We start from the raw sequence: 22883 nt of genomic DNA, 5'->3' as shown, positions 1-22883 counted from the left end.
TATGCACGAAACCACAATCCTGCTCATCGAGGTCGGTGCGCTGCTGCTCCTGCTCGGCCTGCTCGGCCGGCTGAGCCGTCGCTTCGGCGTGTCGCCCATCCCCCTGTACCTGCTCGCCGGCCTGGCGTTCGGGCACGGTGGTCTGCTGCCGCTCAACGCCAGCGAGGAGTTCTTCGCAGTCGGCGCCGAGATCGGCGTGATCCTGCTGCTGGTCATGCTCGGCCTGGAGTACAGCGCGAACGAGCTGGTGGGCAACCTCCGGTCCGCCGCGCCGGCCGGCCTGATCGACGCGGTGTTCAACGCGCTGCCCGGGTTCGCCTTCGCGCTCCTGCTCGGCTGGGGCTGGGTGGCGGCGGTGGTGCTCGCGGGCGTGACCTGGGTGTCGTCGTCCGGCGTGATCGCGAAGGTGCTCGGCGACCTGGGCCGGGTCGGTAACCGGGAGACCCCGGTGATCCTCTCCGTCCTGGTGATCGAGGACCTGGCGATGGCCCTCTACCTGCCGCTGGTCACCGCGCTGCTCGCCGGGGTCGGCCTGATGAAGGGCGGCATCGCGCTCGCCGTCGCGGTGTTCACCGTGGTCGTCGTGCTGGCCGTGGCGATCCGGTACGGCCACCTGATCTCCGCCGCGCTCTCCGCCAAGGATCCGGAGGCGCTGCTGCTCGGCGTGCTCGGCCTGACCCTGCTGGTCGCCGGTGTCGCGGCCAAGCTCCAGGTGTCGGCGGCGGTCGGCGCGTTCCTGGTGGGCATCGCGCTGTCCGGGCCGGTGGCGCACCACGCCACCGAGCTGCTCTCCCCGCTGCGTGATCTGTTCGCCGCGGTCTTCTTCGTGTTCTTCGGGCTGGTCACCAACCCGTTGGACATGCCGCCGGTGCTGCTGCCCGCGCTGCTGCTCGCAGTGGTGACCATGGCGACGAAGGTGGCCACCGGCTACCTGGCCGCCCGCCGGGCCGGGATCGCCGAGCCCGGACGCTGGCGGGCCGGTCTGGCGCTGACCCCGCGCGGAGAGTTCTCCATCGTCATCGCCGGGCTGGCCGTCGCGGCCGTCTACCCGGTGGAGCCGAAGCTCGCCGCGCTCGCCACCGCGTACGTGTTGATCACGGTGGTGACCGGGCCGCTGCTCGCCCGCCTGCCGGACAGCCCGTGGTTCAAGCAGTGGCTGCGCACCCGCGCCGCCGCCGCACGGCCGCCCGCGCCGCTGCCCCTGGGCACCGGCGACTGACCGGGCCGGGCCGGATCAGCCGCAGGGCAGATCCGGCCCGGCGTTGTCAAATTGATCCCGGGAAGGTCTACCCCTGCTCCGTCCAACCGCGTTAACGTTTCGGCCCAGCAGCCAGGGTCCGCGGGTGGCCTGCGCCCCCGCCAGCGCAAGCGGAAGGTCGGCCGGTGAGCGTGCAGGAAGAGACGTTCCGCGGCTTCGCCAACCCGGTCGATCCCTCGCCCGCCGAGCTTCGGGCGTGGGCCTATCAGCCGGATTCGGTGCCGCTGACCTCGATGCCGCCCGACTGGGATCTGCTGGTCGCCGGTGACCATCTGGTGCAGACGCTGTTCGATCTGGCCATGGACCAGGGCTGCCCGGCGCGGCGGTTCACGCTGCACTGCCTCTACATCTACGCCGCCGACGGCATCCGGACGAACTTCCGCGCCCACCCCAAGCGCCGGTTCCGCAGGCTGGTCGAGCAGGCCGAGAAGTCCGGCGACGACCTGATGCGCAACTGGGCGCACAACAGCCGGGTGCTGCTCGCCCGGCCGGATCTCTTCGTCTACCGGGACTGGTGCGAGGGCGGCCTGGTCCGGGAGAACCGCCGCCTCTGACCACCTCGACCCGCCCACGTCGACCTCGCTGGCCACGTCGACCCGACCGGCCTGGTCGATCATGAACTTGGCGGTGTTTGGTGTCCGGTTTGTCGCCGCCAACTTCATGATCGACCGCGAGGGCGGGTGCGTGGTGCCCGCCCGGAGCGGCCCGACGTCCCGGCCGGCCTTGCAGAACACGAACGGGCCGGGATCCCCCGTGGATCCCGGCCCGCACGTCGACGGATCGCCTAGGTCGACCCGCCCTGCTTCTTGCGCCGCTCGTCGTCCCGCGCCCGGTCCACGCCGTGGTCCGTCTGGTCGGCGAAGCGCCCTTCCTTGACCTTGTCGCTGAAGCGTCCCTCGGTGACCCGGTCGAACCGCTCGCGCACGTTCTCGGCCACCTTCTCCAGCCGTTCCTCCGCGCGCTCGGCCACCTTCTTCGCCGGTTCCGTCATGACTCCCCCCGCCAGCCCGGAATCCGCTTTGGGGCTTTTGCCCCTACGGAAAAGCCTAGTTGACCCCGCTCTGCCGTACCCCGCTTTCCCCTGACCCGGCCCGCGAACCGACCGGGGAACGACGAAGGCCGGCGCGGCCCCGGGGGAGCGGGGCGCGCCGGCCTTCAGGTACGGAATCAGCGGTCGGGAGCGCGGCGCGGACGCCAGACGACGAGCGCGGTGGATGTGCGGTTGGTGGGCACGAGGTCGCCGCGGGGGAAGCCACCGAGCGACTCCAGCTCGGCGATCCGCCGGTACGCGGCGTCCAGTTCCGCCTCCAGCCGGGCCACCCGCTGCTGCGCCTCTTCGAGCAGCCGCTCCAACCCGATGATCCGCTTGACCCCGGCCAGGTTGATCCCGTCGTCCTGGCTGAGCCGCTGCACCTCGCGGAGCAGCACCACGTCCCGGACGCTGTACCGGCGACCGCCGCCGGACGCCCGGCCGGCCTGCACCAGGCCCAGCCGGTCGTACTGGCGCAGCGTCTGGGGGTGCATCCCCGCCATCCGCGCGGCCACCGAGATCATCAAGACCTTGGCCTCGTATGCCTGGTCACCCGAGCCGACGTACTCCTCCGACATGCCCGCTCACCTCCGGTGCCGCCGTCAACTGAATCGACGTACCCGCGCGTCGAGATGTTCCCGCGCGGCGGGCGGAGTCTGCGCCGCGAAGGTCTCCAGCGCCGCCCGCGCCTCGTCCGAGATCTTCGCCGGAACCACCACGTCGAGCGTGACCAGCAGGTCACCGGCGCGGCCGTCCTTGCGTACGACGCCCTTGCCGCGGGCGCGCAGCACCCGCCCGCTGGGCGTACCCGGTGGCACCCGCAGGGTCACCGTCCCGTCCAGGGTCGGCACGCGCAGGTCCGTGCCGAGAACCGCCTCGGCGTACGTGATCGGGACGTTCAGGGTCAGGTCGTCCCCGGTGCGCCCGAACAGCTCGTCCGGGCGGACCTTCACCTGCACGAACAGGTCGCCCGCCGGACCGCCCCGCTCGCCGGGCTCACCTCGGCCGGCCAGGCGGATCCGCTGCCCGTCCGACACCCCGGCGGGGAAGCGGACGTGCAGCGTGCGGGTCTTGGTGACCCCGCCGGTGCCGTGGCACTCCGGGCACTTCTCCTCGACGATCGTGCCGACACCCTGGCAGTTGCGGCACGGCTCGGAGAAACTGAACGAACCCTGGTTGCGGGTGGTCACGCCGGCACCGTGGCAGACCGGGCAGGCCACCGGCTGGGTGCCGGGCTTCGCGCCGTTGCCGTGGCAGGTGTCGCAGACGCCGGGCGCGCGCAGCGTCAGCGGCAGCGTGACGCCGCGTACCGCGTCTTCGAAGTCGAGCGCCACCTCGGTCTCGACGTCCCGGCCGCGGGCCGGGCCGCGCGGACGTGCCGGACCGCCGCCACCTGCACCGCCGGAGAAGATCGAGCTGAACAGGTCGGTGAAGCCGCCGCCGCTGAACCGGCTGTCCCCACCCCCGGCGCCGCCGCCGAACAGGTCGGAGACGTCGAACGGCATGCCGCCCGGCTGGCCCGCACCGCGGGCGCTGCGCCGGAAGGCGCCGGAGCCGAACAGCGAGCGCATCTCGTCGTACTCACGGCGCTTCTTCTCGTCACCGAGCACCGCGTACGCCTCGGAGACGGTCTTGAACCGCTCCTCGGCGCCGGTGTCGCCGGGGTTGTGGTCCGGGTGCGACTCCCGGGCCAACTTGCGGTACGCCTTCTTGATCTCGTCCGAGGAGGCGGACTTGTCCACGCCCAACGCGGCGTAGTAGTCCTTCTCGATCCAGTCCTTGGAACTCACCGGTCCACCCCCTTCCACGGGTCGAACCCCGGTCGTCCCGCCCGCCCCGTGCGGGCGGGCGGGACGTCACGGGTCGGCACTACTCCGGGTCCGCGACCGCGACCATGGCGGGCCGCAGCAGCCGCTCGCCGAGCTGGTAACCACGGCGCATGACCTGGACGCAGGTCGGCTCCGTCACGTCGGCGGAGGTCTGGTGCGCCACCGCCTCGTGCCGGGTCGGGTCGAACGGGTCACCCGTCTCACCGAACGCGGTCAGGCCGAACTTCGCGAGCGCGCCGGTGAGCTGCTCGGCCACGCTGCCGAACGGTCCCACCAGGTCGCCGTGCTCACGGGCCCGGTCCAGGTCGTCGAGGATCGGCAGCAGCGCGGTGAGCACCGCCCCGGTGGCCTGCTCCTGAACCAGGTTGCGGTCCCGGTCGACCCGCTTGCGGTAGTTGGCGTACTCCGCGGTCACCCGCTGGAGGTCGCGGGTGCGCTCCTCCAGGTCGGTGCGGAGCGACTCCAGCTCGGCGCCGAGCGGCGCGTCCGGGCCGGTCCCGCCGTTCGGCTCGGCGGGCGAGTCGACCACGGTCGGACCGCTGACCTCGGCCTCGCCGCCGATCTCGTCGACCACGACCTCGGCCTCCTCGACCAGCCCTTCGGCGGGCGCGTCGGCGGCCGCGTCGGCCGCCGAGGCGTCGTTCGCCGGCTGCTCGGTCACCTTGCCGAGCTTGCGCTTGTCGCGGATGACGACCCGGGGTTCGTCGCCGGTGTCCTTCCCGGCGCCCGGCGCCGACCCGGTGGCACCCGGGCCGGCCGCTCGTGGCTTGTCCGTCATGCGGTTACCTCATCCCTCTGCCGTGCGAATCGTGTCCGGGACCGGATGTCACTTCTTGTCCTCGTCCACGATCTCCGCGTCGACCACGTCGTCGTCGCCACCGGCCTTCGGGCCACCGGCCGCACCCGCGCCGGCACCCGGCCCGGCCGCGCCCGGTGCGGTCTGCTCGCCCTCCTGCTGCTGGGCGTAGAGCAGCGAGCCCGCCTGCTGGGAGACCTGCGCCAGCTTCTCGTGCGCGGACTTGATCTTCTCGATGTCCTGCCCGCCGAGGGCGCTGCGCAGCTCGCCGAGCGCCTCGTTGAGCTGGTCACGGTTCTCGCCGGGCAGCTTGTCGCCGCTCTCGGCGAGGAACTTCTCGGTCTGCCACTGGAGCGCCTCGGCCACGTTGCGGGTCTCGGCCTCCTCGCGGCGGCGCTTGTCCTCGCCGGCGTGCTCCTCGGCGTCCCGGCGCATCCGCTCGATGTCGTCCTTCGGCAGCGAGGAGCCGCCGGTGATCGTCATCTTCTGCTCCTTGCCGGTGCCCAGGTCCTTGGCGTGCACGTTCACGATGCCGTTGGCGTCGATGTCGAACGTGACCTCGATCTGCGGCACGCCGCGCGGGGCCGGCGGGAGACCGGTCAGCTCGAAGGTGCCGAGCTTCTTGTTGTAGGCGGCGATGTCCCGCTCGCCCTGGAAGACCTGGATCAGCACCGACGGCTGGTTGTCGTCGGCCGTGGTGAACACCTCGGAGCGCTTGGTCGGGATGGTGGTGTTGCGCTCGATGAGCTTGGTGAAGATGCCGCCCTTGGTCTCGATGCCCAGGCTCAGCGGGGTCACGTCGAGCAGCAGGACGTCCTTGACCTCGCCCTTGAGCACACCGGCCTGGAGCGCGGCGCCGACGGCGACGACCTCGTCCGGGTTGACGCCCTTGTTCGGGTCGCGGCCGGTGAGCTGCTTGACCAGGTCGGTCACGGCCGGCATGCGGGTCGAGCCGCCGACCAGGATGACGTGGTCGACGTCGGAGATCTTGATGCCGGCGTCCTTGACGGCCTGCTCGAACGGGCCCTTGCAGCGGTCCAGCAGGTCCTGCGTCATGCGCTGGAACTCGGCGCGGCTGAGCGTCACGTCCAGGTGCAGCGGGCCGGCCGAACCGGCCGTGATGTACGGCAGGTTGATGTTGCTGGTGGTCGCGGCGGACAGCTCGATCTTGGCCTTCTCGGCGGCCTCCTTGAGCCGCTGCATGGCCATCTTGTCCTGCGAGAGGTCGATGCCGTGCTCGCCGCGGAACGTCTTCACCAGGTGGTCGATGATGCGCTGGTCCCAGTCGTCACCACCGAGCTGGTTGTCACCGCTGGTGGACTTGACCTCCACCACGCCCTCGGCCAGCTCCAGCAGGGACACGTCGAAGGTGCCGCCACCGAGGTCGAAGACCAGGACGGTCTGCTCCTTGGAGCCCTTGTCCAGGCCGTACGCCAGGGCCGCCGCGGTCGGCTCGTTCACGATCCGCAGCACGTTGAAGCCGGCGATCTCACCGGCCTCCTTGGTGGCCTGGCGCTGCCCGTCGTTGAAGTAGGCCGGGACGGTGATCACCGCGTCGGTGATCTGCTCGCCCAGGTACGCCTCGGCGTCCCGCTTGAGCTTCATCAGCGTGCGCGCCGAGATCTCCTGCGGGGTGTACTTCTTGCCGTCGATGTCGACGGTCCAGTTGGTGCCGATCTCACGCTTGACCGACCGGATGGTCCGATCGGGGTTGGTCACCGCCTGGCGCTTGGCGACCTCACCGACGAGCACCTCGCCGTTGCGGGCGAACGCGACGATCGAGGGAGTCGTACGCGAGCCCTCGGCGTTGGCGATGACGGTGGGCTCACCGCCCTCGAGAACGCTGACGCAGGAGTTCGTCGTGCCGAGGTCGATGCCGACCGCACGTGCCATGTTCGCTTCCTCGCTTCATAACGGGTGAGCAGGTCAGACGGCCTGCCCGGCGGGTCGCCCGGAAGCGACCGCACCACAAGTTGAGTGAACTTGACTCAATAGTGCCACGCGATCGCCAATCCGCAAGTCGGGGTTGAGCCGACCCGGCGCAACCCGACCGTTACTACTGTCCGGTTGTCTTACCTTGCGTCGGTCGGGCACGCTTTAGCGGTGACGACGCATGGCGATTCCGCCACCCGTGCCGGCGCGCCCGCCGTCGCAGCCCGCACCGGAGCCACCACGGGCGACGACCAGCCTGCTCACGCCGCCGACGGCCTGCCCGCCGCGCTCACCGGCCTGCGCGCGGCGATCGGTGCGGCCCGCTTCCCGCTCGCCCTGCCCTCGGCCGAGCCGGCCCGGCACGCCGCAACGAGCCTCACCGACCAGCTCGACGACTACCTGCTGCCCCGGCTGGCCCGGCTCGACGCCCCGCTCCTGGTGGTCGTCGGCGGTTCCACCGGCGCCGGCAAGTCGACGCTCGTCAACAGCCTGGTCCAGGCGCGGGTCAGCGCGGCGGGTGTGCTCCGCCCCACCACCCGCTCCCCGGTGCTGGTGTGCAGCCCGACCGACGCGGCCTGGTTCCGGCAGGGTGAGCTGCTGCCCGGTCTGACCCGGACCACCGAGCCCAGCGAGCAGCCGGGCACCCTGCACCTGGTCACCGCGCCGGCGCTGCCGCCCGGCCTGGCCTTCCTCGACGCGCCCGACATCGACTCGGTGGTCGACGCCAACCGGGCGCTCGCCGGTCAGCTGCTCGCCGCCGCCGACCTCTGGCTGTTCGTCACCACCGCCGCCCGGTACGCCGACGCCGTCCCCTGGGAACTGCTCCGCAGCGCCCGCGCCCGGGGCACCGCCGTGGCGATGGTGCTCGACCGGGTGCCCCCGGAGGCAGCCGACGAGGTCGCCGCCCACCTGTCCGAGATGCTCGCCGAGCAGGAGCTGGGCGCCTCGCCGCTGTTCGTGCTGCCGGAGACCTGGGTGGACGGGCAAGGGCTGCTGCCGGACCGGATCACCGCGCCGCTGAGCGACTGGTTCGCCCGGCTCGCCGCCGACGCCGAGGCCCGCGCCGCGGTGGTCCGGCAGACACTCGACGGCGCGCTGGCCGCGGTGCACCCGGTCGTCGAAGGGCTGGCCGAGGCCGCCGACGAGCAGGTCACCGCCGCCGACGCGCTGGACGAGCGGGTCCAGGCCGCGTACCGGAGCGCGGAGCGGAGCGTCGACCAGGGGCTCAGGGACGGCCGGCTGCTGCGCGGCGAGGTGCTGGCCCGCTGGCAGGAGTTCATCGGCACCGGCGACTTCTTCCGCGGGCTGGAGGCCCGCATCGGGCGCCTGCGCGACCGGGTGGTCGCGGCGGTCACCGGGCGGCACGCTCCCGCCGCGGAACTGCGTACCGCGATCGAGTCCCAGCTCGTCACGCTGCTGCGCGGGGTGGCCGCCGAGGCGGCGGAGAACGCGTACACCGGCTGGAAGGCGCACCCGGCGGGCGCGGCGCTGCTGGAGCCCGACCTGGCCCACCCCTCGGCCGACCTGCCGGAGCGGGCCGAGCAGCTGGTCCGCGACTGGCAGCGCGGCGTGCTGGAGCTGGTCCGGGTCGAGGGCGGCGACCGGCGGTTCGTGGCCCGCACGGCCGCGTACGCGGTGAACGCCACCGGCCTCGCCGTCATGATCGGCGTGTTCGCCTCCACCGCGTTCATCCCGACCGGGCTGGAGGTCGCCGCGGGCACCGGCACGGCGGTCGCCGGGCAGACCGTGCTCCAGGCGATCTTCGGTGACCAGGCGGTGCGCAACCTGGCCCGCAAGGCCCGCGTCGACCTGCTCGACCGGGTCGGCAAGCTGCTGGCCGAGGAGGCCGAGCGCTACCTGAGCCGCACCGAGGCCGAGCGCCCCGCAGCCAACGCCGGCGCTGCGCTGCGCTGGGCCGCCGTCGAGGTCGAGCGGGCCCGGCACCGCAGCGGCCTGTTCCCGGCCCCCGAGCAGGACGGTCGCCCGTGAGCGCGAGGAGTGAGCCGGTCCTGCGAGCCCCGCAGTCGCGAGCAAGGACCGGCACCGTGAGCGCGAGGAGTGAGCCGGTCCTGCGAGCCCCGCAGTCGCGAGCAAGGAACGCACCGTGAGCGCGAGCAAGGACGGCACCGTGGGCAACATTGTGGGACGGATGCGCGAGGCGATGCGGGGCGAGCAGCGGGTCGACCCGGACACCCTGATCGAACGGCTGACAGCGATCCAGCGGTTCCTCGGCGCGGTGGACGGCCACGTGCCCGACGCCCAGCTCGTCGCCGCGCACACGGTGGTCGAGCGCGCCGGTGACCGGCTCGCGCTCTCCGGCCGCCACACGGTGGTCGCGCTCGCCGGCGCGACCGGCAGCGGCAAGTCGAGCCTGTTCAACTCGCTGGCGCGGCTCGACCTGTCGCCGGTGGGCGTACGCCGGCCGACCACCGGTGTGGCGCACGCCTGCGTGTGGGGCCCGCTCGACGGCGCGGTCCGGCTGCTCGACTGGGTCGGGGTGCTGCCCCGGCACCGGTTCGTCCGGGAGAGCCCGCTGGACGCCGACGACGAGTCGAACCTGCACGGCCTCGTCCTGCTCGACCTGCCCGACTTCGACTCGGTGCAGCACGGCCACCGGCTGGAGGTCGACCGCCTGCTCGGCCTCGTCGACCTCGTGGTGTGGGTGGTCGACCCGCAGAAGTACGCCGACCGCGTGATCCACACCAGCTATCTGCGCGAGTTCCACAGGCACAAGGACGTCACGGTCGTGGTGCTCAACCAGGCCGACCGGCTGCACCCGACCGAGCTGCCGAAGGTCCTCGACGACCTGCGCCGGCTGCTCGACGCCGACGGGCTCGGCGGGGTGCCGCTGCTGCCCACCGTCGCGGTGGACCCGAACGGGCTGGAGGGACTGCGGACCGAGCTGGAGCGTACGGTCGCCGAACGGCAGGCCGCCTTGCGCCGGCTCTCCGGCGACGTGGACGCCGTGGTGGCCGATCTCGAACCGCTCGTGGGGCCGGAGCCGCCGCGCACCCGGCCCGGTGACGCCTCGGCGCAGGAGCTGACCCGGGCACTGGCCGGGGCGGCCGGGGTGCCGACCGTGGCGGCGGCGGTCGAGGGCGCGTACCGGCATCGGGCAGTGAGCAACACCGGCTGGCCGCTGCTGCGGAGCTGGCGCAAGCTGCGGCCGGATCCGCTGCGCCGGCTGCACCTGCCCGGGCGGGATCCGGACGCGCCCGCGGAGAGCCTGGTCGCGGCCACCTCCGTACCCGATCCGACAGCCGCGCAGCGCTCGGCGCTGACGCTGGCGATCCGCGCGGTGGCCGAGCGGTCCGGTATCGGTCTGCCGGCGCCGTGGCCGACCGCGGTGACCGCCGCGGCCCGGGCCCGGCAGGCCGACCTGCCGGGCGCGCTCGACCACGCGGTCGCCGCGACCGACCTGGGCATGGACCGGCGGCCCGGCTGGTGGCGGGTGGTGGGCGTGCTCCAGTGGGTGGTCACCCTCGCCGCGCTGGCCGGCCTGGTCTGGCTGCTCCTCGGGTACGCGGTGCGTCTGCTCGGCCTGCCGCCGCTCGAACACCCGACGCTCGGTGTGGTGCCCTGGCCCACGGTCCTGCTGCTCGGCGGCCTGCTGGCCGGGCTGCTCGTCGCGGCGGTCACCCGGCCGGTGGTGGGGTGGGCCGCCCGGCGGGCCCGGCGGCGGGCGGAGGAGCGCCTGCTCACCTCGGTGGGCAGCGTCGGGGAGAAGTACGTGCTGGACCCGGTCTGGGCGGTGCTGGCGCGCTACGGCACGGCCCGGGACGCACTGCGCGAGGCGGGACGGCGCTGAACCCGGCGTGCTGACCGGTGTGGGGGCGGCCGGTGCGGCGTAGGGTCGATGCATGGCCACGCCACAGACCCCCTACGACGCGGTGCTGCACGCCGCGCGCGACGTGACGAGGCTCGACTCGGCCCTGGACGCGGAGATGCTCGGCGCGGCGTTGCTGGGCAGCGTCTACGCCGTCGCGGAGCACGACCGGGAGCGGGCCGTCCGCGAGTTCGTCAGCGGCTTCCTCGCCGCCACGTCCCGGCGCCGCAGCGCCGCCGCGACCACCCTGCGGGCCGTCTTCGCCGCCCTGGTGCCCGACGCCGAGGGCGCTGCCCGGGTCCGGCCCGGCGCGTACGCCCCGTCGTGGGCCGGCCAGCTCGGCCGGGTGCGCGTCACCGGCGCCTGGGCCTACGGCGACGTGTACGGCGACCAGACCTCCTACCTCGCCACGTTCGCGTACGACGACGAGGAGGAAGGCGGCCCGGAGCACGCCCTGGTTGCCCTCGTCGACCACAACATCGGCATCACCAAGGACGTCTTCGTCGGCGGCCCGGCCGGACGGATCGTCGAGCAGGCCCGGGAGATCTGCACCGAGGACGAGTTCACCTGGTTCCGCACCGAGGACCCGGCCCGGATGCACGCCGAGGTGAGCCGCCACCTGGCGGTCACCGACGACCTCACCGAGCTGCCCGCACAGGGCTCGCTCGCCACCGACCGGGCGCTCGTGGGCGCCCGGCTGGCCGTACTCCCGGGGCCGACCCCGCCGGCCGGTCCGGCGGTCGTGCCGCCGCCCACCGACGAGGAGCGCACCCGCCTGGTGCGCGCGTTCCTCGACTCACCCGAGGCGGCCCGGTTCGGGCTGCCCGAGGTGGCCGACGGCGAGCTGGCCTCGCTGCACTTCTGCCTCGGCCTGCTGCTCGACCACGCGGCCAGCTTCCCGGATGCCGACCCGATGCGGTGGAGCCCGATGGTCGCGGAGCTGTTCCTGCTCGACTGGGTGCACCGCCGGGCCGTGCTGGACATGGACGACGCGGCGATGCTGCCCCGGGTGCTGCGCGCCTGGGCGGCGTACGCGGCCCGGCAGCGTGGACTGTCACAGTCGGCCGCCGCCCGGACGGACGAGGCGATCACCGAGATGGTCCCGGAGTTCGCGCGGCTCTACAGCACCGGCGAGCGGCGCAGCCCGGCCACCGCGGCGGTGGCCCAGCTCATGGCGGACGGGGTGGACCCGGACGACCCGGAGGCGCTGAACGCCTGGATCGAGGCGAACCGCCACCGCCTCACCGACGACCCGGCCTAGGCACTCGCGCCCCGCATTGATTCGGCACCACCTCGTCGAGGTGGCGGCATCCGACCGGCCAGAACCACACCACCGCGTCGAGCTGGTGCCGATCATGCAAGACCGACCCCGATCACCTCGCCCCTCGGTGATCCACATGATCCACACCATCTCGGCGAGGTGGCTGCATCTCGCCGACCGGAACCACACCACCACGCCGTAATGGTGTCGATCATGTGGCCTGCCGTCCCCCGACCGCACCGCCCAACACCAGGGGAATGAACCCGGGATCTCGTTGATCCACACCACCTCGGCGAAGTGGCGGCATTGGGCTGGCCGGAACCACACCACCACGCCGTAGTGGTATCGATCATGCGCCTGCCATGTCCTGACCACCCCGGCCCGACACGAGTGGGGCATGGCCCGGACCTCCTTGATCCACACCATCTCGGCGAGGTGGCTGCATCGCGCCGGCCGGAACCACACCACCACGCCGTAATGGTGTCGATCATGTGGCCAGACGCCCCCCGACCGCACCGCTCGACACGAGGGGCACGAACCCGGACACCGTTGATCCACACCAGCTCGGCGAAATGGCGGCATCAAGCCGGTCGGGACTGCACCACCACGCCGGAGTGGTGTGGATCATGAGGTGTGGGAGACCGACGGGCTGGCCGGGTCGGACGGCCCGGCGGAACCCGACGGATCGGCAGGACCGGACGGGTCGGCGGGACCGGACGGATCCGATGGGCTGGACGGGTCGGACGAACCTGCCGAGGGTGTCGGCTCGGCGGTCGTGACCGACGGCTCGGGGCTCGGGCTCGGCTCGGGCGTCGGCGTGGCCGGGTCCGACGGCGAGTGCGACGGCGACGGTGAGGGCACCGGCGACGGGCGCGGCGGGCGGACCGGGGTGGGCCGGACCGGTGCGGCCGGCGGTGGGGGCGCGGCGACCGGGCGGGACCGGTGCCGGGAGCCGAGGTCGCTGTCGTCGGGCAGGGCCGGTGCCGCCGGGAGCACCGGCCGCGCCGGGGGCACCGATGTCACGTCGACGGCGGGCGTGGGCGTGGACGGCGCCGGGGCCTGGGTGCCCTGGGGCATCGGGATGACCACCGGGCCGACCGAGGGGGTCGGCAGGAACGGCGTGCTGGTGTCGGGGAGGGCGCTGTTGCCGACGGTGGCCGACCCGGTGCTGATCGCGGCGAGGATCGGCATCGACGCGGTGCCGGCGAGCAACGCCACGGTGAGCAGGTAGCCGCGGCTGGGACCGCCCGTTCCGGGGGCGCGGTGCGCGCCCACGACCCGGCGGTACGGGGAGGCGGGCAGCGCCCGGTGCCGGCCGAGGAAGGGCGTACCGGGCGGACCCTCTGGTTCGGACACCGGCACACTCCTCACGCACGGACGGACGAAGAGCACGCGCGAATATTCGGACAAATGCCGCGCAACAGCTCACCGCAAGCTTGACCCAGTGACGCTCAGTTCACCAGCCGCAACCGCGTGTCGACACACATTTTGTACGTCGGCCGCACCCGCCACTGCGGACAAAAGCGCTTATCCGTCGTGAACCCGATCGAACCTCACCGGCGAGGGAGGCCATACTGTGGGCCCGCTCACCTCCTCTGCAATCATTCAGACACGACGGCAACGCAGCCGCCACCTCCGCGTACCCCGCGGCTGGTGCGGAACGGCGCCGGCGCTCCCGGGCCTGGGTCTGTCCCCGACCGACTCCGGCTCACGCCGCGCGGCAACCCCTACCGGGGTCAGGCGCGGTCGCCAGGGACCGACCCGGCACCAGCCGGGCGGGCGCACGAGGTGCTCGGCTCGGGTAACCCCCGGCGCCGGCGCAGACAGACAGGGAGAGACGGATGGCAAAGGGCGACCCCGGGGCCGCCACCCGCAGCAAGCGGGCCGCACCCCGCACCAGGCGCGCCGCCGCGACCGGTGAACCGGAACTCGTACAACTGCTCACCCCCGAGGGTGAGCGGATCGAGAGCGCGCTCGGCCCGGACGGGACCGAGTACCGCGTCGACTTCACCGACGAGGAGTACCGCGGGCTGTACCGCGACCTCGTGCTGGTCCGCAAGCTGGACGCCGAGGCCACCGCTCTGCAGCGCCAGGGCGAGCTGGGACTGTGGGCCAGCCTGCTGGGCCAGGAGGCCGCGCAGGTCGGCTCCGGCCGGGCGCTGCGTACGCAGGACATGGCCTTCCCGACCTACCGCGAGCACGGCGTGCTCTACTGCCGCGGCATCGACCCGATCATGCCGCTGGGCCTGTTCCGCGGCGTCGACCAGGGCGGCTGGGATCCGAACGAGTTCAAGTTCAACATGTACACGATCGTGATCGGGGCTCAGACCCTGCACGCGACCGGGTACGCCATGGGTGTCGCCATGGACGGCAAGACCGGCGGCGAGGACGGCGAGGCGGTCATCGCCTACTTCGGCGACGGCGCCACCAGCCAGGGCGACGTCAACGAGTCGTTCGTCTGGGCCAGCGTCTTCAACGCCCCGCTGGTGTTCTTCTGCCAGAACAACCAGTACGCCATCTCCGAGCCGCTGGAGCGGCAGACCCGCGTGCCGCTGTACCGGCGGGCCGGCGGGTTCGGCTTCCCCGGTGTCCGGGTGGACGGTAACGACGTGCTCGCGTCGTACGCGGTGACCCGGCACGCGCTGGACAACGCGCGCAACGGCCAGGGCCCGAGCCTGATCGAGGCGTACACCTACCGGATGGGCGCGCACACCACCTCCGACGACCCGACCCGCTACCGCATCGCCAGCGAGGTCGAGGCGTGGCAGGCGAAGGACCCGATCGCCCGGATGAAGGCGTTCCTGACGAAGCAGAAGATCGCCGACGAGTCGTTCTTCACCGAGGTCGACGAGCAGGCCCGCACCGAGTCGGTGCACCTGCGCGAGCGCGTGCTCGCCATGCCCGACCCGCAGCCGGTGACCATGTTCGACCACGTCTACCCCAACGGCTCTCCCGAACTGGACGAGCAGCGGGCCCGGTTCACGCAGTACATGGAGTCCTTCGAGGGGAGCGCGCACTGATGGCCACGGAGACGCTCACCCTCGGCAAGGCGCTCAACACCGGCCTGCGGCGGGCCCTGGAGAACGACCCCAAGGTCGTCATCATGGGCGAGGACGTCGGCAAGCTCGGCGGCGTGTTCCGGATCACCGACGGCCTCCAGAAGGACTTCGGCGACCAGCGCGTGATCGACACCCCGCTGGCCGAGTCCGGCATCATCGGCACCGCCGTCGGCCTGGCCATCCGTGGCTTCCGGCCGGTCTGCGAGATCCAGTTCGACGGCTTCGTCTACCCCGCGTACGACCAGATCGTGTCGCAGGTGGCGAAGATGCACTACCGCTCGCAGGGCAAGGTGCGGATCCCGATGGTCATCCGCATCCCGTTCGGCGGCGGCATCGGCGCTGTCGAGCACCACTCCGAGTCGCCCGAGGCGTACTTCGCGCACACCGCCGGTCTCAAGGTGGTGAGCTGCGCGAACCCGCAGGACGCGTACGTGATGATCCAGCAGGCGATCGCGTCGGACGATCCGATCGTGTTCCTGGAGCCGAAGCGGCGCTACTGGGAGAAGGGTCCGGTGGACCTGGACGCGCCGATCGCCGACGCGTACCCGCTGCACTCGGCCCGGGTCGCGCGGCCCGGCGCCGACGCGACGGTCCTGGCGTACGGCCCGATGGTCCGCACCGCGCTCGACGCGGCCACCGCCGCCGCCGAGGACGGCCGCGAGCTGGAGGTCATCGACCTGCGGACGATCTCGCCGCTGGACCTGACCGCCGCGTACGAGTCGGTGCGGCGCACCGGCCGCTGCGTGGTCGTGCACGAGGCCCCGGGCAACCTGGGTCTCGGGTCGGAGATCGCGGCCCGGATCACCGAGGAGTGCTTCTACTCCCTGGAGTCCCCGGTGCTGCGGGTGACCGGCTTCGACACCCCCTACCCGGCCGCCCGGGTGGAGGAGGAGTACCTGCCCGACCTGGACCGGGTGCTCGACGCCGTCGACCGCACGTTCGGCTGGTGAGCGGCATGTCCCGGATCAAGGAGTTCAACCTTCCCGACCTGGGCGAGGGCCTGACCGAGGGCGAGATCCTCGCCTGGCTGGTCAAGGTCGGCGACGACATCGAGCTGAACCAGCCGATCGTCGAGGTGGAGACCGCCAAGGCGGCGGTCGAGATCCCGGCGAAGTGGGCCGGCCGGGTGCAGGCGATCTTCCACCCGGAGGGGTCGACGGTCGAGGTCGGCGTACCGATCATCGCGATCGACACCGACCCGAACGCCGGGCCGATCGAGGAGTCGACGACCGCGACCCCGGCGTCGGAGCTGCCCGCCCCGTCGGCCGCGTCGCTCGCAGCGGTCCAGGTCGCGCCGGCCGAGGGCATGGTCGAGCCGGGCCTGATCGGTGGTGTGGCCCCGGGTGGGCGTACCGCCGTGCTGGTCGGCTACGGCCCGCGCAACGCCCCGGCCAAGCGTCGCCCCCGCAAGGGCGACGCGCCGGCCGCGGCACCGGTTCAGGCCGCCGCCCCGGTGGCACCCGCGCCTGTCGCTCCCGCGCCGGTGGCGCCCGCTCCGGCGCCGGCGGTCAACGGCAACGGCCGGGTCTCCGGCCCGGTTCTGGCCAAGCCGCCGGTCCGCAAGCTGGCGAAGGATCTCGGCATCGACCTGGCCACGCTCACCGGCTCGGGTCCGCTCGGCTCGATCACCCGTGAGGACGTACAGCGGGCGGCGAGCGCGGCCCCGGCGGCGGCCGAGCCGCTGACGGTCGCGGCGCCTGCCGCGTCGGCCGCGAGCTTCGGCGCGGACCGCGAGCAGCGCATCCCGGTCAAGGGGGTACGCAAGCTCACCGCGGAGAACATGGCCCGCTCGGCGTTCACCGCCCCGCACGTGACGGAGTTCCTGACCGTCGACGTGACCCGGGCGATGAAGGCGCTGGACCGGCTGCGTGACCGGCGCGAGTGGCGGGACGTGCGCGTCTCGCCGCTGCTGCTGGTCGCCAAGGCGGTGCTCCTGGCCGTCAAGCGGCACCCGATGGTCAACTCGACCTGGGCCGGCGACGAGATCGTGGTGAAGGAGTACGTCAACCTCGGCATCGCGGCGGCCACCGAGCGCGGCCTGATCGTGCCGAACATCAAGGACGCCGGGCGGCTCTCGCTGCGCGAGCTGGCGGACGCGATGACGGAACTGGTGCAGACCGCGAAGTCGGGCAAGACGTCCCCGGCGGACATGTCCGGCGGCACGCTCACCATCACCAACGTCGGGGTCTTCGGCGTCGACACCGGTACGCCCATCCTGCCCCCGGGTGAGTCGGCGATCCTCGCCTTCGGCGCGGTACGGGAGCAGCCGTGGGTGCACAAGGGCAAGGTGAAGCCGCGCCTGGTGACCACGCTGGGCCTGTCCTTCGACCACCGGATCATCGACGGTGAGCTGGGTTCGAAGTTCCTCCGCGACATCGGGGACTTCCTGGCCGACCCGGAGGCGGCGCTGCTCGCCTGGACCTGACGCACCACCGCTCCGGTCACGGCCGGTGTGCCACGGGTGAACGCCCGGCACACCGGCCGTGACTTTTTTGGGAACGGATTCGTCGGATCCGAGGGTGTGAACACCTACGATCCTTAGGTACGTGGTTCAGCTCACCTAATAATCGATGGCGATGGGCGTCCCGGTGCGCTTAAATAGAGACATCAAGGGGCTGACAACCGAATAGCCAGGAGGAGAGACCCGAGATGAGCATGATCGAGCGAATCCGCACCCGCCGCGACGCCAACCGCCGCGCCCGCGCCATCGAGCACGCGCTGCGTTCCGCCAACTCGCCCGCGGTCCGCGAGGAGCTTCTCGCCATCGCCCAGCGTCACATGAGCTGACGCCATCGACCTTTCTCACCTCCTCCAGTCCGAAGACCCGCCCGGCACCGGGCGGGTCTTCGGCGTATCGGTGTCGGTCGGCACCGGGATTCCACCTCGCTCCACCGCCCGGTACGGTTGGCACGGTCGCCAACCGGCTGACTCCGGACGGACGCGGGACAACGAAACCCATCGACGTCGTCCGGTGGCTTTCGGTGACCGCTGATGCTCCCCCGGGCGGCCCCGGGCGACCACCGGATACGGTGCGGGGAGCCCGCACGGCCGGTACCCGCCGGCGACGCCGGCAGCCGTGCCGACGGTTCCCCCGACCGGCATCGGCGGCCGACCTGTGATGGAGGAGGCGCACCCATGACGTCCGAGGCTCCGCACCGCCCCGGCCAGGAGCCGGGCGAGGTGTCGCCGGGCACCGGCGGACCGGTGCCGTACGGCGATCAGCCGGCGCAGCAGGACAACGGGTACAACGGCGCACCCGACCTCGGCTGGGCACCGCCCCCGCCGGCCGGTCGGCCCGCGCAGCCGGCCCCGGCCTGGGCCGCGAACGACGACCAGCCACCCGCGTGGGCCCCGCCCGCCGGGCAGCCGGTGACCGGGCGGGCGACCGCCCAGGTCCCGCAGCCCGCCTGGGGCGGCAACGACCAGGGCAACCCCGCCTGGGCCGGTTCCGGTGGCCCCTCCTGGGGCAACCAGGAGCAGTCCGGCCCTGATCGCGGCGCCGAGCAGGCGCCGCCCGCCTGGGCCGCCACGCCGCCGGGCAGCCCGGCCGAGCCGTCGCAGGCCCCCTGGGCCGCCGAGCAGAACCGACCCGGGTGGGGCTCCGGCGAGCAGCCGGGCTGGTCGCCGTCCGGTGACCCGGCCGCCCGCGGCACCGGTTACGTGCCCGCCCCGGCCACCGTGCCGAACGAGACCTGGGTCACGCCCGCCCCAGCTGACGACCCGCACCGCTCCGGCGGCTTCGCGCCCACCGGCGGGCAGCACGAGGACGCCTCCGGTCGCGCCGGTGGCTGGGCCGCCGCACAGCAGCAGGACGACCCGAACCGCTCCGGCGGCTGGAATCCGCGCGACGAGCAGCCCGCCGCGTCCGACGACCCGAACCGCTCGGGCGGCTGGAACCCGCGGGAGAGCCAGCCGGCCTGGGCGCCGGGTCAGCAGACCGGTGCCACCTGGCCGCCGGCCGACCCGCCCGCCCGTGCCGCCGCCGCGGTCTCCGTGCCGGGCGCCGCCCGGCCGGACAACGCCTGGTCCACTCCGGAGCAGTCCGATCAGGACAACCGCTCCGCCGAGGACAGCGGCGGCTGGCGGGCGACCGGTGGCCCGCAGCACGACGAGGGACAGCGTTCCGGCGGCTGGCCCGCCCCGCAGGCCGAGAACCGGTCCGGCGGCTGGGACGAGCCCGCCCGCACCGAGGACCCGGACCGCTCGGGCGGCTGGGCCGCCGGGCGCGCCGCGAGCCCCGCCGAGGCGGCACAGCCGGGCGGCTGGGAGCCGAACCAGAGCCGGCAGGCCGGCGGCTGGGGTGACGGCACCGCCGTACCGCAGCAGCGTGACTCCGGTGAGCAGGCCGGCGCCTGGAGCGGCGCGGCCTCCGTACCGCAGCAGCACGAGCCCGGGCGGCCGTCGGACGAGCCAGCGCAGCCCGCCTGGGGTGCCGCCGCGCCGGCCGAGGCCCGCGCGAGCGTGTCCGTGCCGTCGCCCGACGCGCCCGCCGGCTGGGGCGGCAACCAGGACGAGCGTCCGGCCGCACCGTCGCCCGAGCCGTGGTCGCCGGCCGAGGCGTGGGGCCGGTCCGAGGACTCCGCCCCGGCCTACCAGCCCGCGCCCGCGCCGGGCATCTCCCCCGGCAACGCGGTGCCGCTGCCGGCACAGCAGCAGCGGGTGCCGGGCGCCGCGCTGGCCGCGTCGTCGCCCGCCGACCACCCGGGCCCCGAACCCCAGGGGTACGAGCCGGAGCGCGGCGACGGCGGCTGGAACGAGCCGCAGTCGCCAGCCGTTCCCGGACCGCGTACCTCCCCGGAGGGCGGCCCGGTCTCGGCGAGCGCGTCGGTCCCGGTGGCCAGCCGGGTCACCCCGCCGTCCGACCAGCCGCTGCCGACCAGTGGCCCGGCGCCGCAACCCCGGGTGTACGGGCGGCCCGCCCGCCCGGAGCCCGACGAGGCTCCCGAGCAGGACGAGTCCGGGTTCCCCGGCCAGGACGGGCCGCACGGCAACGGCTTCCCCGGCCCGCAGTCCCGGTCCGAGGACGCCGACGGCCCGCACGGGTATGCGGGCGCGCCCTCCTCGCCCGCCGCGCCGCCGGCGTTCCCGGTCGGCGTGCCGTCCTTCGTGGACACGCCCGGCAACACCCGTCCCGCCAACGGCGTGCACCCGGGCGGCGAGCAGCCCGACTCCGCCCGTGACCCGTTCGGCGGCCCGCAGAGCCCGTACGGCGCTCCCGGCGGCCAGGACGCGTTCGGCGGCCCGGGTGGGCGGCCGGACCCGTTCGGCGCCCCGGGCGGCCAGCAGGATGCGTTCGGCGGCCCCGGCCAGCAGGACCCGTTCGGCGGTCCGGGCGGGCAGCAGGCGCCGTTCGGCAGCCCGGCCGGCCGGCCCGAGCCGTTCGGCGAGCAGGACCGGTTCGGCCCGTCGGCCGGGGGACGCGCCTCGGTCGCGGTGCCCGGCCAGGGCCCGGCTGGCGGCGGCAACGCCTTCCCGCCGCCGCCCCAGCAGGCCCCGCCGGCCTGGTCGCAGGACGGGCCCGGCACCGAGCCGGAGCAGGGCCGCTTCGACGCGTTCAAGCCGGACGCCGCCGAGTCGCAGACCGAGGCGCCCCCGCCGAAGGTGCGCAACGGCCGGGTGCTCGCCGCCGTGCTGATCGCGGCGGTACTCATCCTCGCCGTACCGCTGGGTCTGCTCACGCTGCTCGGCAAGGTCGGCGACGACAAGTCGGCCGGCTTCGACCCGGCGGTCGGCTCCTGCGTGAAGCAGTCCGGCACGAGCGCCGTGGCCGCCGACTGCGGTGAGCCGGGAGCGTTCAGCGTGGTGTCGAAGGTGGACAACAAGGACAAGTGCGCCGATCTGGCGCAGCCCTCGGTCTCGGTCGAGAGCGGCGGGACCACCCGGGTGCTCTGCCTGAAGCCCGCCGGCCAGTAACCGCACGTACGCGGAGCGTCCATCCCTCACCGGGGTGGGCGCTCCGCGTCGTTCCGGTGTGCGTCTGTTCACCCCGGGATCGCCGGGAGCACGCCCGGCCGGTGCGGCACGATGGGGGCATGAGCGCACGCGTACGGGCACCGGAACTGCGGGGTCGGGCCTGGCTGAACACCGGCGGCAAGGCCGTCACGCTGGCCGACCTGCGCGGCAAGATCGTCCTGCTCGATTTCTGGACGTTCTGCTGCATCAACTGCCTGCACGTGCTCGACGAGCTGCGTCCGCTCGAAGACAAGTACGGCGACGTCCTGGTCGTGATCGGCGTGCACTCGCCGAAGTTCGAGCACGAGAAGGACCCGGCGGCGCTGGCCGCAGCCGTCGAGCGCTACGGCGTGCACCACCCGGTGCTCGACGACGCCGAGATGGACATGTGGCAGCAGTACGCGGCCAAGGCGTGGCCGACGCTCGCCGTGGTCGACCCCGAGGGGTACGTGGTCGCCACCATGGCCGGCGAGGGGCACGCCGAAGGGCTGGCCCGGCTGATCGACGAACTGATCGCCGGCCACGAGGCGAAGGGCACCCTGCACCGGGGCGAGGGCCCGTACGTGCCGCCGGCCGAGCCGGACACCGTCCTGCGGTTCCCCGGCAAGGCGCTGCCGCTCGACGGCGGGAACCTGCTGGTCAGCGACTCGGCCCGGCACTCCCTGGTCGAGCTGGCCGCCGACGGCGAGACGGTGGTCCGCCGCATCGGCGCCGGTTCCCGGGGCCGCACCGACGGCCCGGCCTCCGCCGCCACGTTCGCCGAGCCGCAGGGGCTCTGCCTGCTGCCGCCGCACGTCGCAGAGGTGGCCGGCTACGACGTGGTCGTCGCGGACACGGTCAACCACCTGCTGCGCGGCGTACGGCTGTCCTCCGGCGAGGTGGTCACGGTGGCCGGCACCGGACGGCAGTGGCGCTCGACTGTCGACGACCACGCGCACGACGCCCGCGCGGTCGACCTCTCCTCCCCCTGGGACGTGGCCTGGTACGACGACCGGGTGGTCGTGGCGATGGCCGGTATCCACCAGCTCTGGTGGTTCGACCCGATCAAGCGGACCGCCGGCATGTACGCCGGGACCACTGTCGAGGCGCTGCGCGACGGCCCGCTGCCGGACGTGTGGATGGCCCAGCCGTCCGGGTTGTCGGTCTCGGCCGACGGCTCCCGCCTCTGGGTGGCCGACAGCGAGACCAGCGCGATCCGGTGGGTCTCCGACGGCGAGATGCACACCGCAGTCGGTCAGGGCCTGTTCGACTTCGGGCACGTCGACGGCCCGGCCGACCAGGCGTTGCTCCAGCACCCGCTGGGCGTGTGCGCGCTGCCCGACGGCTCGGTGCTGATCGCGGACACGTACAACGGGGCGGTTCGCCGCTTCGACCCGGAGACCGGCCAGGTGGGCACCGTGGCGGACGGGCTGGCCGAGCCGAGCGACCTGGTGCTCACCGGCGAGGGCGACGTGCTGGTGGTCGAGTCGGCCGCGCACCGGCTGACCCGGCTGGCGCCGGGCGCGCTGACGTCGGCCGGGGCCAACACGGTGGACGGCCCCCGGCACCGGCTGGAACGCAAGCCCACAGACGTGGCGGCCGGGGAGCTGACGCTCGATGTGATCTTCACGCCGGCGCCGGGGCAGAAGCTCGACGACACGTACGGGCCGTCGACCCGGCTCGTGGTCTCGGCGTCCCCGCCGGAGCTGCTGGTCGAGGGTGCCGGCACGACCACCGACCTGTCCCGCAAGCTGGTGGTCAGCGGCGACGTGGCGCAGGGCGTGCTCCAGGTGACCGCCCAGGCGGCGACCTGCGACGCCGACATCGAGCACGCGGCCTGCCACCTGACCCGGCAGGACTGGGGCGTGCCGGTCCGGGTGGTCACCGGCGGCGCGACCCGCGTGCCGCTGGTCCTGCGGGGCATGGACGAGTCCTGACGGTGCGTGTTAAGAAGGGCCCCT

Annotated in this window: 17 protein-coding genes; 11 read left to right on the top strand and 6 right to left on the bottom strand. The window is 73.5% G+C overall.

Annotation, left to right across the window (positions count from 1 at the left end; all coding sequences use genetic code 11):
* The first annotated feature begins 1 nt into the window (after position 1).
* The gene (locus tag MICAU_RS00805; protein WP_013283370.1) at positions 2-1219 is read left to right on the top strand and encodes a cation:proton antiporter; all 1218 of its coding nucleotides are present in this window, start codon (positions 2-4) and stop codon (positions 1217-1219) included.
* 164 nt (positions 1220-1383) lie between these two features.
* Positions 1384-1812 (top strand): hypothetical protein, encoded by a 429-nt coding sequence (locus tag MICAU_RS00800; protein ID WP_013283369.1) that lies wholly within the window; start codon positions 1384-1386, stop codon positions 1810-1812.
* A 230-nt stretch (positions 1813-2042) separates the two neighbouring features.
* Here the strand turns inward: MICAU_RS00800 and MICAU_RS00795 are convergent, their stop codons facing one another.
* The 5 genes from MICAU_RS00795 to dnaK form a co-directional block, all read right to left on the bottom strand.
* Entirely contained in the window at positions 2043-2249 is a 207-nt protein-coding gene (locus tag MICAU_RS00795) for a hypothetical protein (RefSeq protein ID WP_013283368.1), read from the bottom strand.
* 176 nt (positions 2250-2425) lie between these two features.
* On the bottom strand, positions 2426-2866 hold the full coding sequence (locus tag MICAU_RS00790) for a heat shock protein transcriptional repressor HspR (RefSeq protein WP_013283367.1): 441 nt from the start codon (positions 2864-2866) through the stop codon (positions 2426-2428).
* Positions 2867-2890: 24 nt separating this feature from the next.
* A complete protein-coding gene (dnaJ, locus tag MICAU_RS00785) occupies positions 2891-4078 on the bottom strand; it encodes a molecular chaperone DnaJ (protein WP_013283366.1) in 1188 nt (395 codons plus the stop codon).
* 79 nt (positions 4079-4157) lie between these two features.
* The gene (grpE, locus tag MICAU_RS00780; protein WP_013283365.1) at positions 4158-4895 is read right to left on the bottom strand and encodes a nucleotide exchange factor GrpE; all 738 of its coding nucleotides are present in this window, start codon (positions 4893-4895) and stop codon (positions 4158-4160) included.
* A 48-nt stretch (positions 4896-4943) separates the two neighbouring features.
* Positions 4944-6806 (bottom strand): molecular chaperone DnaK, encoded by a 1863-nt coding sequence (gene dnaK, locus MICAU_RS00775; RefSeq protein ID WP_013283364.1) that lies wholly within the window; start codon positions 6804-6806, stop codon positions 4944-4946.
* A gap of 210 nt (positions 6807-7016) precedes the next feature.
* On the opposite strand from dnaK, the gene MICAU_RS00770 reads away from it, so the two are divergent.
* The 3 genes from MICAU_RS00770 to MICAU_RS00760 all read left to right on the top strand — a co-directional run bounded on the left by MICAU_RS00770 (position 7017) and on the right by MICAU_RS00760 (position 11932).
* Complete coding sequence (locus MICAU_RS00770; protein WP_013283363.1) at positions 7017-8834, top strand: GTPase family protein; 1818 nt, start codon at positions 7017-7019, stop codon at positions 8832-8834.
* A 115-nt stretch (positions 8835-8949) separates the two neighbouring features.
* Positions 8950-10653, top strand: coding sequence for a GTPase (locus MICAU_RS00765; RefSeq protein ID WP_013283362.1), 1704 nt, complete (start codon positions 8950-8952; stop codon positions 10651-10653).
* Positions 10654-10705: 52 nt separating this feature from the next.
* Complete coding sequence (locus tag MICAU_RS00760) at positions 10706-11932, top strand: hypothetical protein (protein WP_013283361.1); 1227 nt, start codon at positions 10706-10708, stop codon at positions 11930-11932.
* A gap of 624 nt (positions 11933-12556) precedes the next feature.
* Here the strand turns inward: MICAU_RS00760 and MICAU_RS32315 are convergent.
* Complete coding sequence (locus MICAU_RS32315) at positions 12557-13288, bottom strand: hypothetical protein (RefSeq protein WP_157547393.1); 732 nt, start codon at positions 13286-13288, stop codon at positions 12557-12559.
* A 485-nt stretch (positions 13289-13773) separates the two neighbouring features.
* Between MICAU_RS32315 and pdhA the strand changes: the two genes are divergently transcribed.
* The 6 genes from pdhA (at position 13774) to MICAU_RS00730 (ending at position 22859) form a co-directional block, all read left to right on the top strand.
* The gene (gene pdhA, locus MICAU_RS00750) at positions 13774-14952 is read left to right on the top strand and encodes a pyruvate dehydrogenase (acetyl-transferring) E1 component subunit alpha (protein WP_013283359.1); all 1179 of its coding nucleotides are present in this window, start codon (positions 13774-13776) and stop codon (positions 14950-14952) included.
* Complete coding sequence (locus MICAU_RS00745) at positions 14952-15941, top strand: alpha-ketoacid dehydrogenase subunit beta (RefSeq protein WP_013283358.1); 990 nt, start codon at positions 14952-14954, stop codon at positions 15939-15941. Before pdhA ends, MICAU_RS00745 begins: the two co-directional genes overlap by 1 nt.
* A 5-nt stretch (positions 15942-15946) precedes the next feature.
* A complete protein-coding gene (locus tag MICAU_RS00740) occupies positions 15947-17416 on the top strand; it encodes a dihydrolipoamide acetyltransferase family protein (RefSeq protein ID WP_013283357.1) in 1470 nt (489 codons plus the stop codon).
* 224 nt (positions 17417-17640) lie between these two features.
* The gene (locus MICAU_RS32600) at positions 17641-17778 is read left to right on the top strand and encodes a hypothetical protein (protein WP_013283356.1); all 138 of its coding nucleotides are present in this window, start codon (positions 17641-17643) and stop codon (positions 17776-17778) included.
* A 348-nt stretch (positions 17779-18126) separates the two neighbouring features.
* Positions 18127-20904, top strand: coding sequence for an LppU/SCO3897 family protein (locus MICAU_RS00735; protein WP_013283355.1), 2778 nt, complete (start codon positions 18127-18129; stop codon positions 20902-20904).
* Positions 20905-21023: 119 nt separating this feature from the next.
* On the top strand, positions 21024-22859 hold the full coding sequence (locus MICAU_RS00730; protein ID WP_013283354.1) for an NHL domain-containing thioredoxin family protein: 1836 nt from the start codon (positions 21024-21026) through the stop codon (positions 22857-22859).
* The last annotated feature ends 24 nt before the right edge of the window (positions 22860-22883 follow it).

This window comes from Micromonospora aurantiaca ATCC 27029, from assembly GCF_000145235.1.
Taxonomy (GTDB): Bacteria; Actinomycetota; Actinomycetes; order Mycobacteriales; family Micromonosporaceae; genus Micromonospora; species Micromonospora aurantiaca.
Note: the sequence above shows the minus strand (reverse complement) of the source record. Positions and strands in the feature narration are given on the sequence as shown.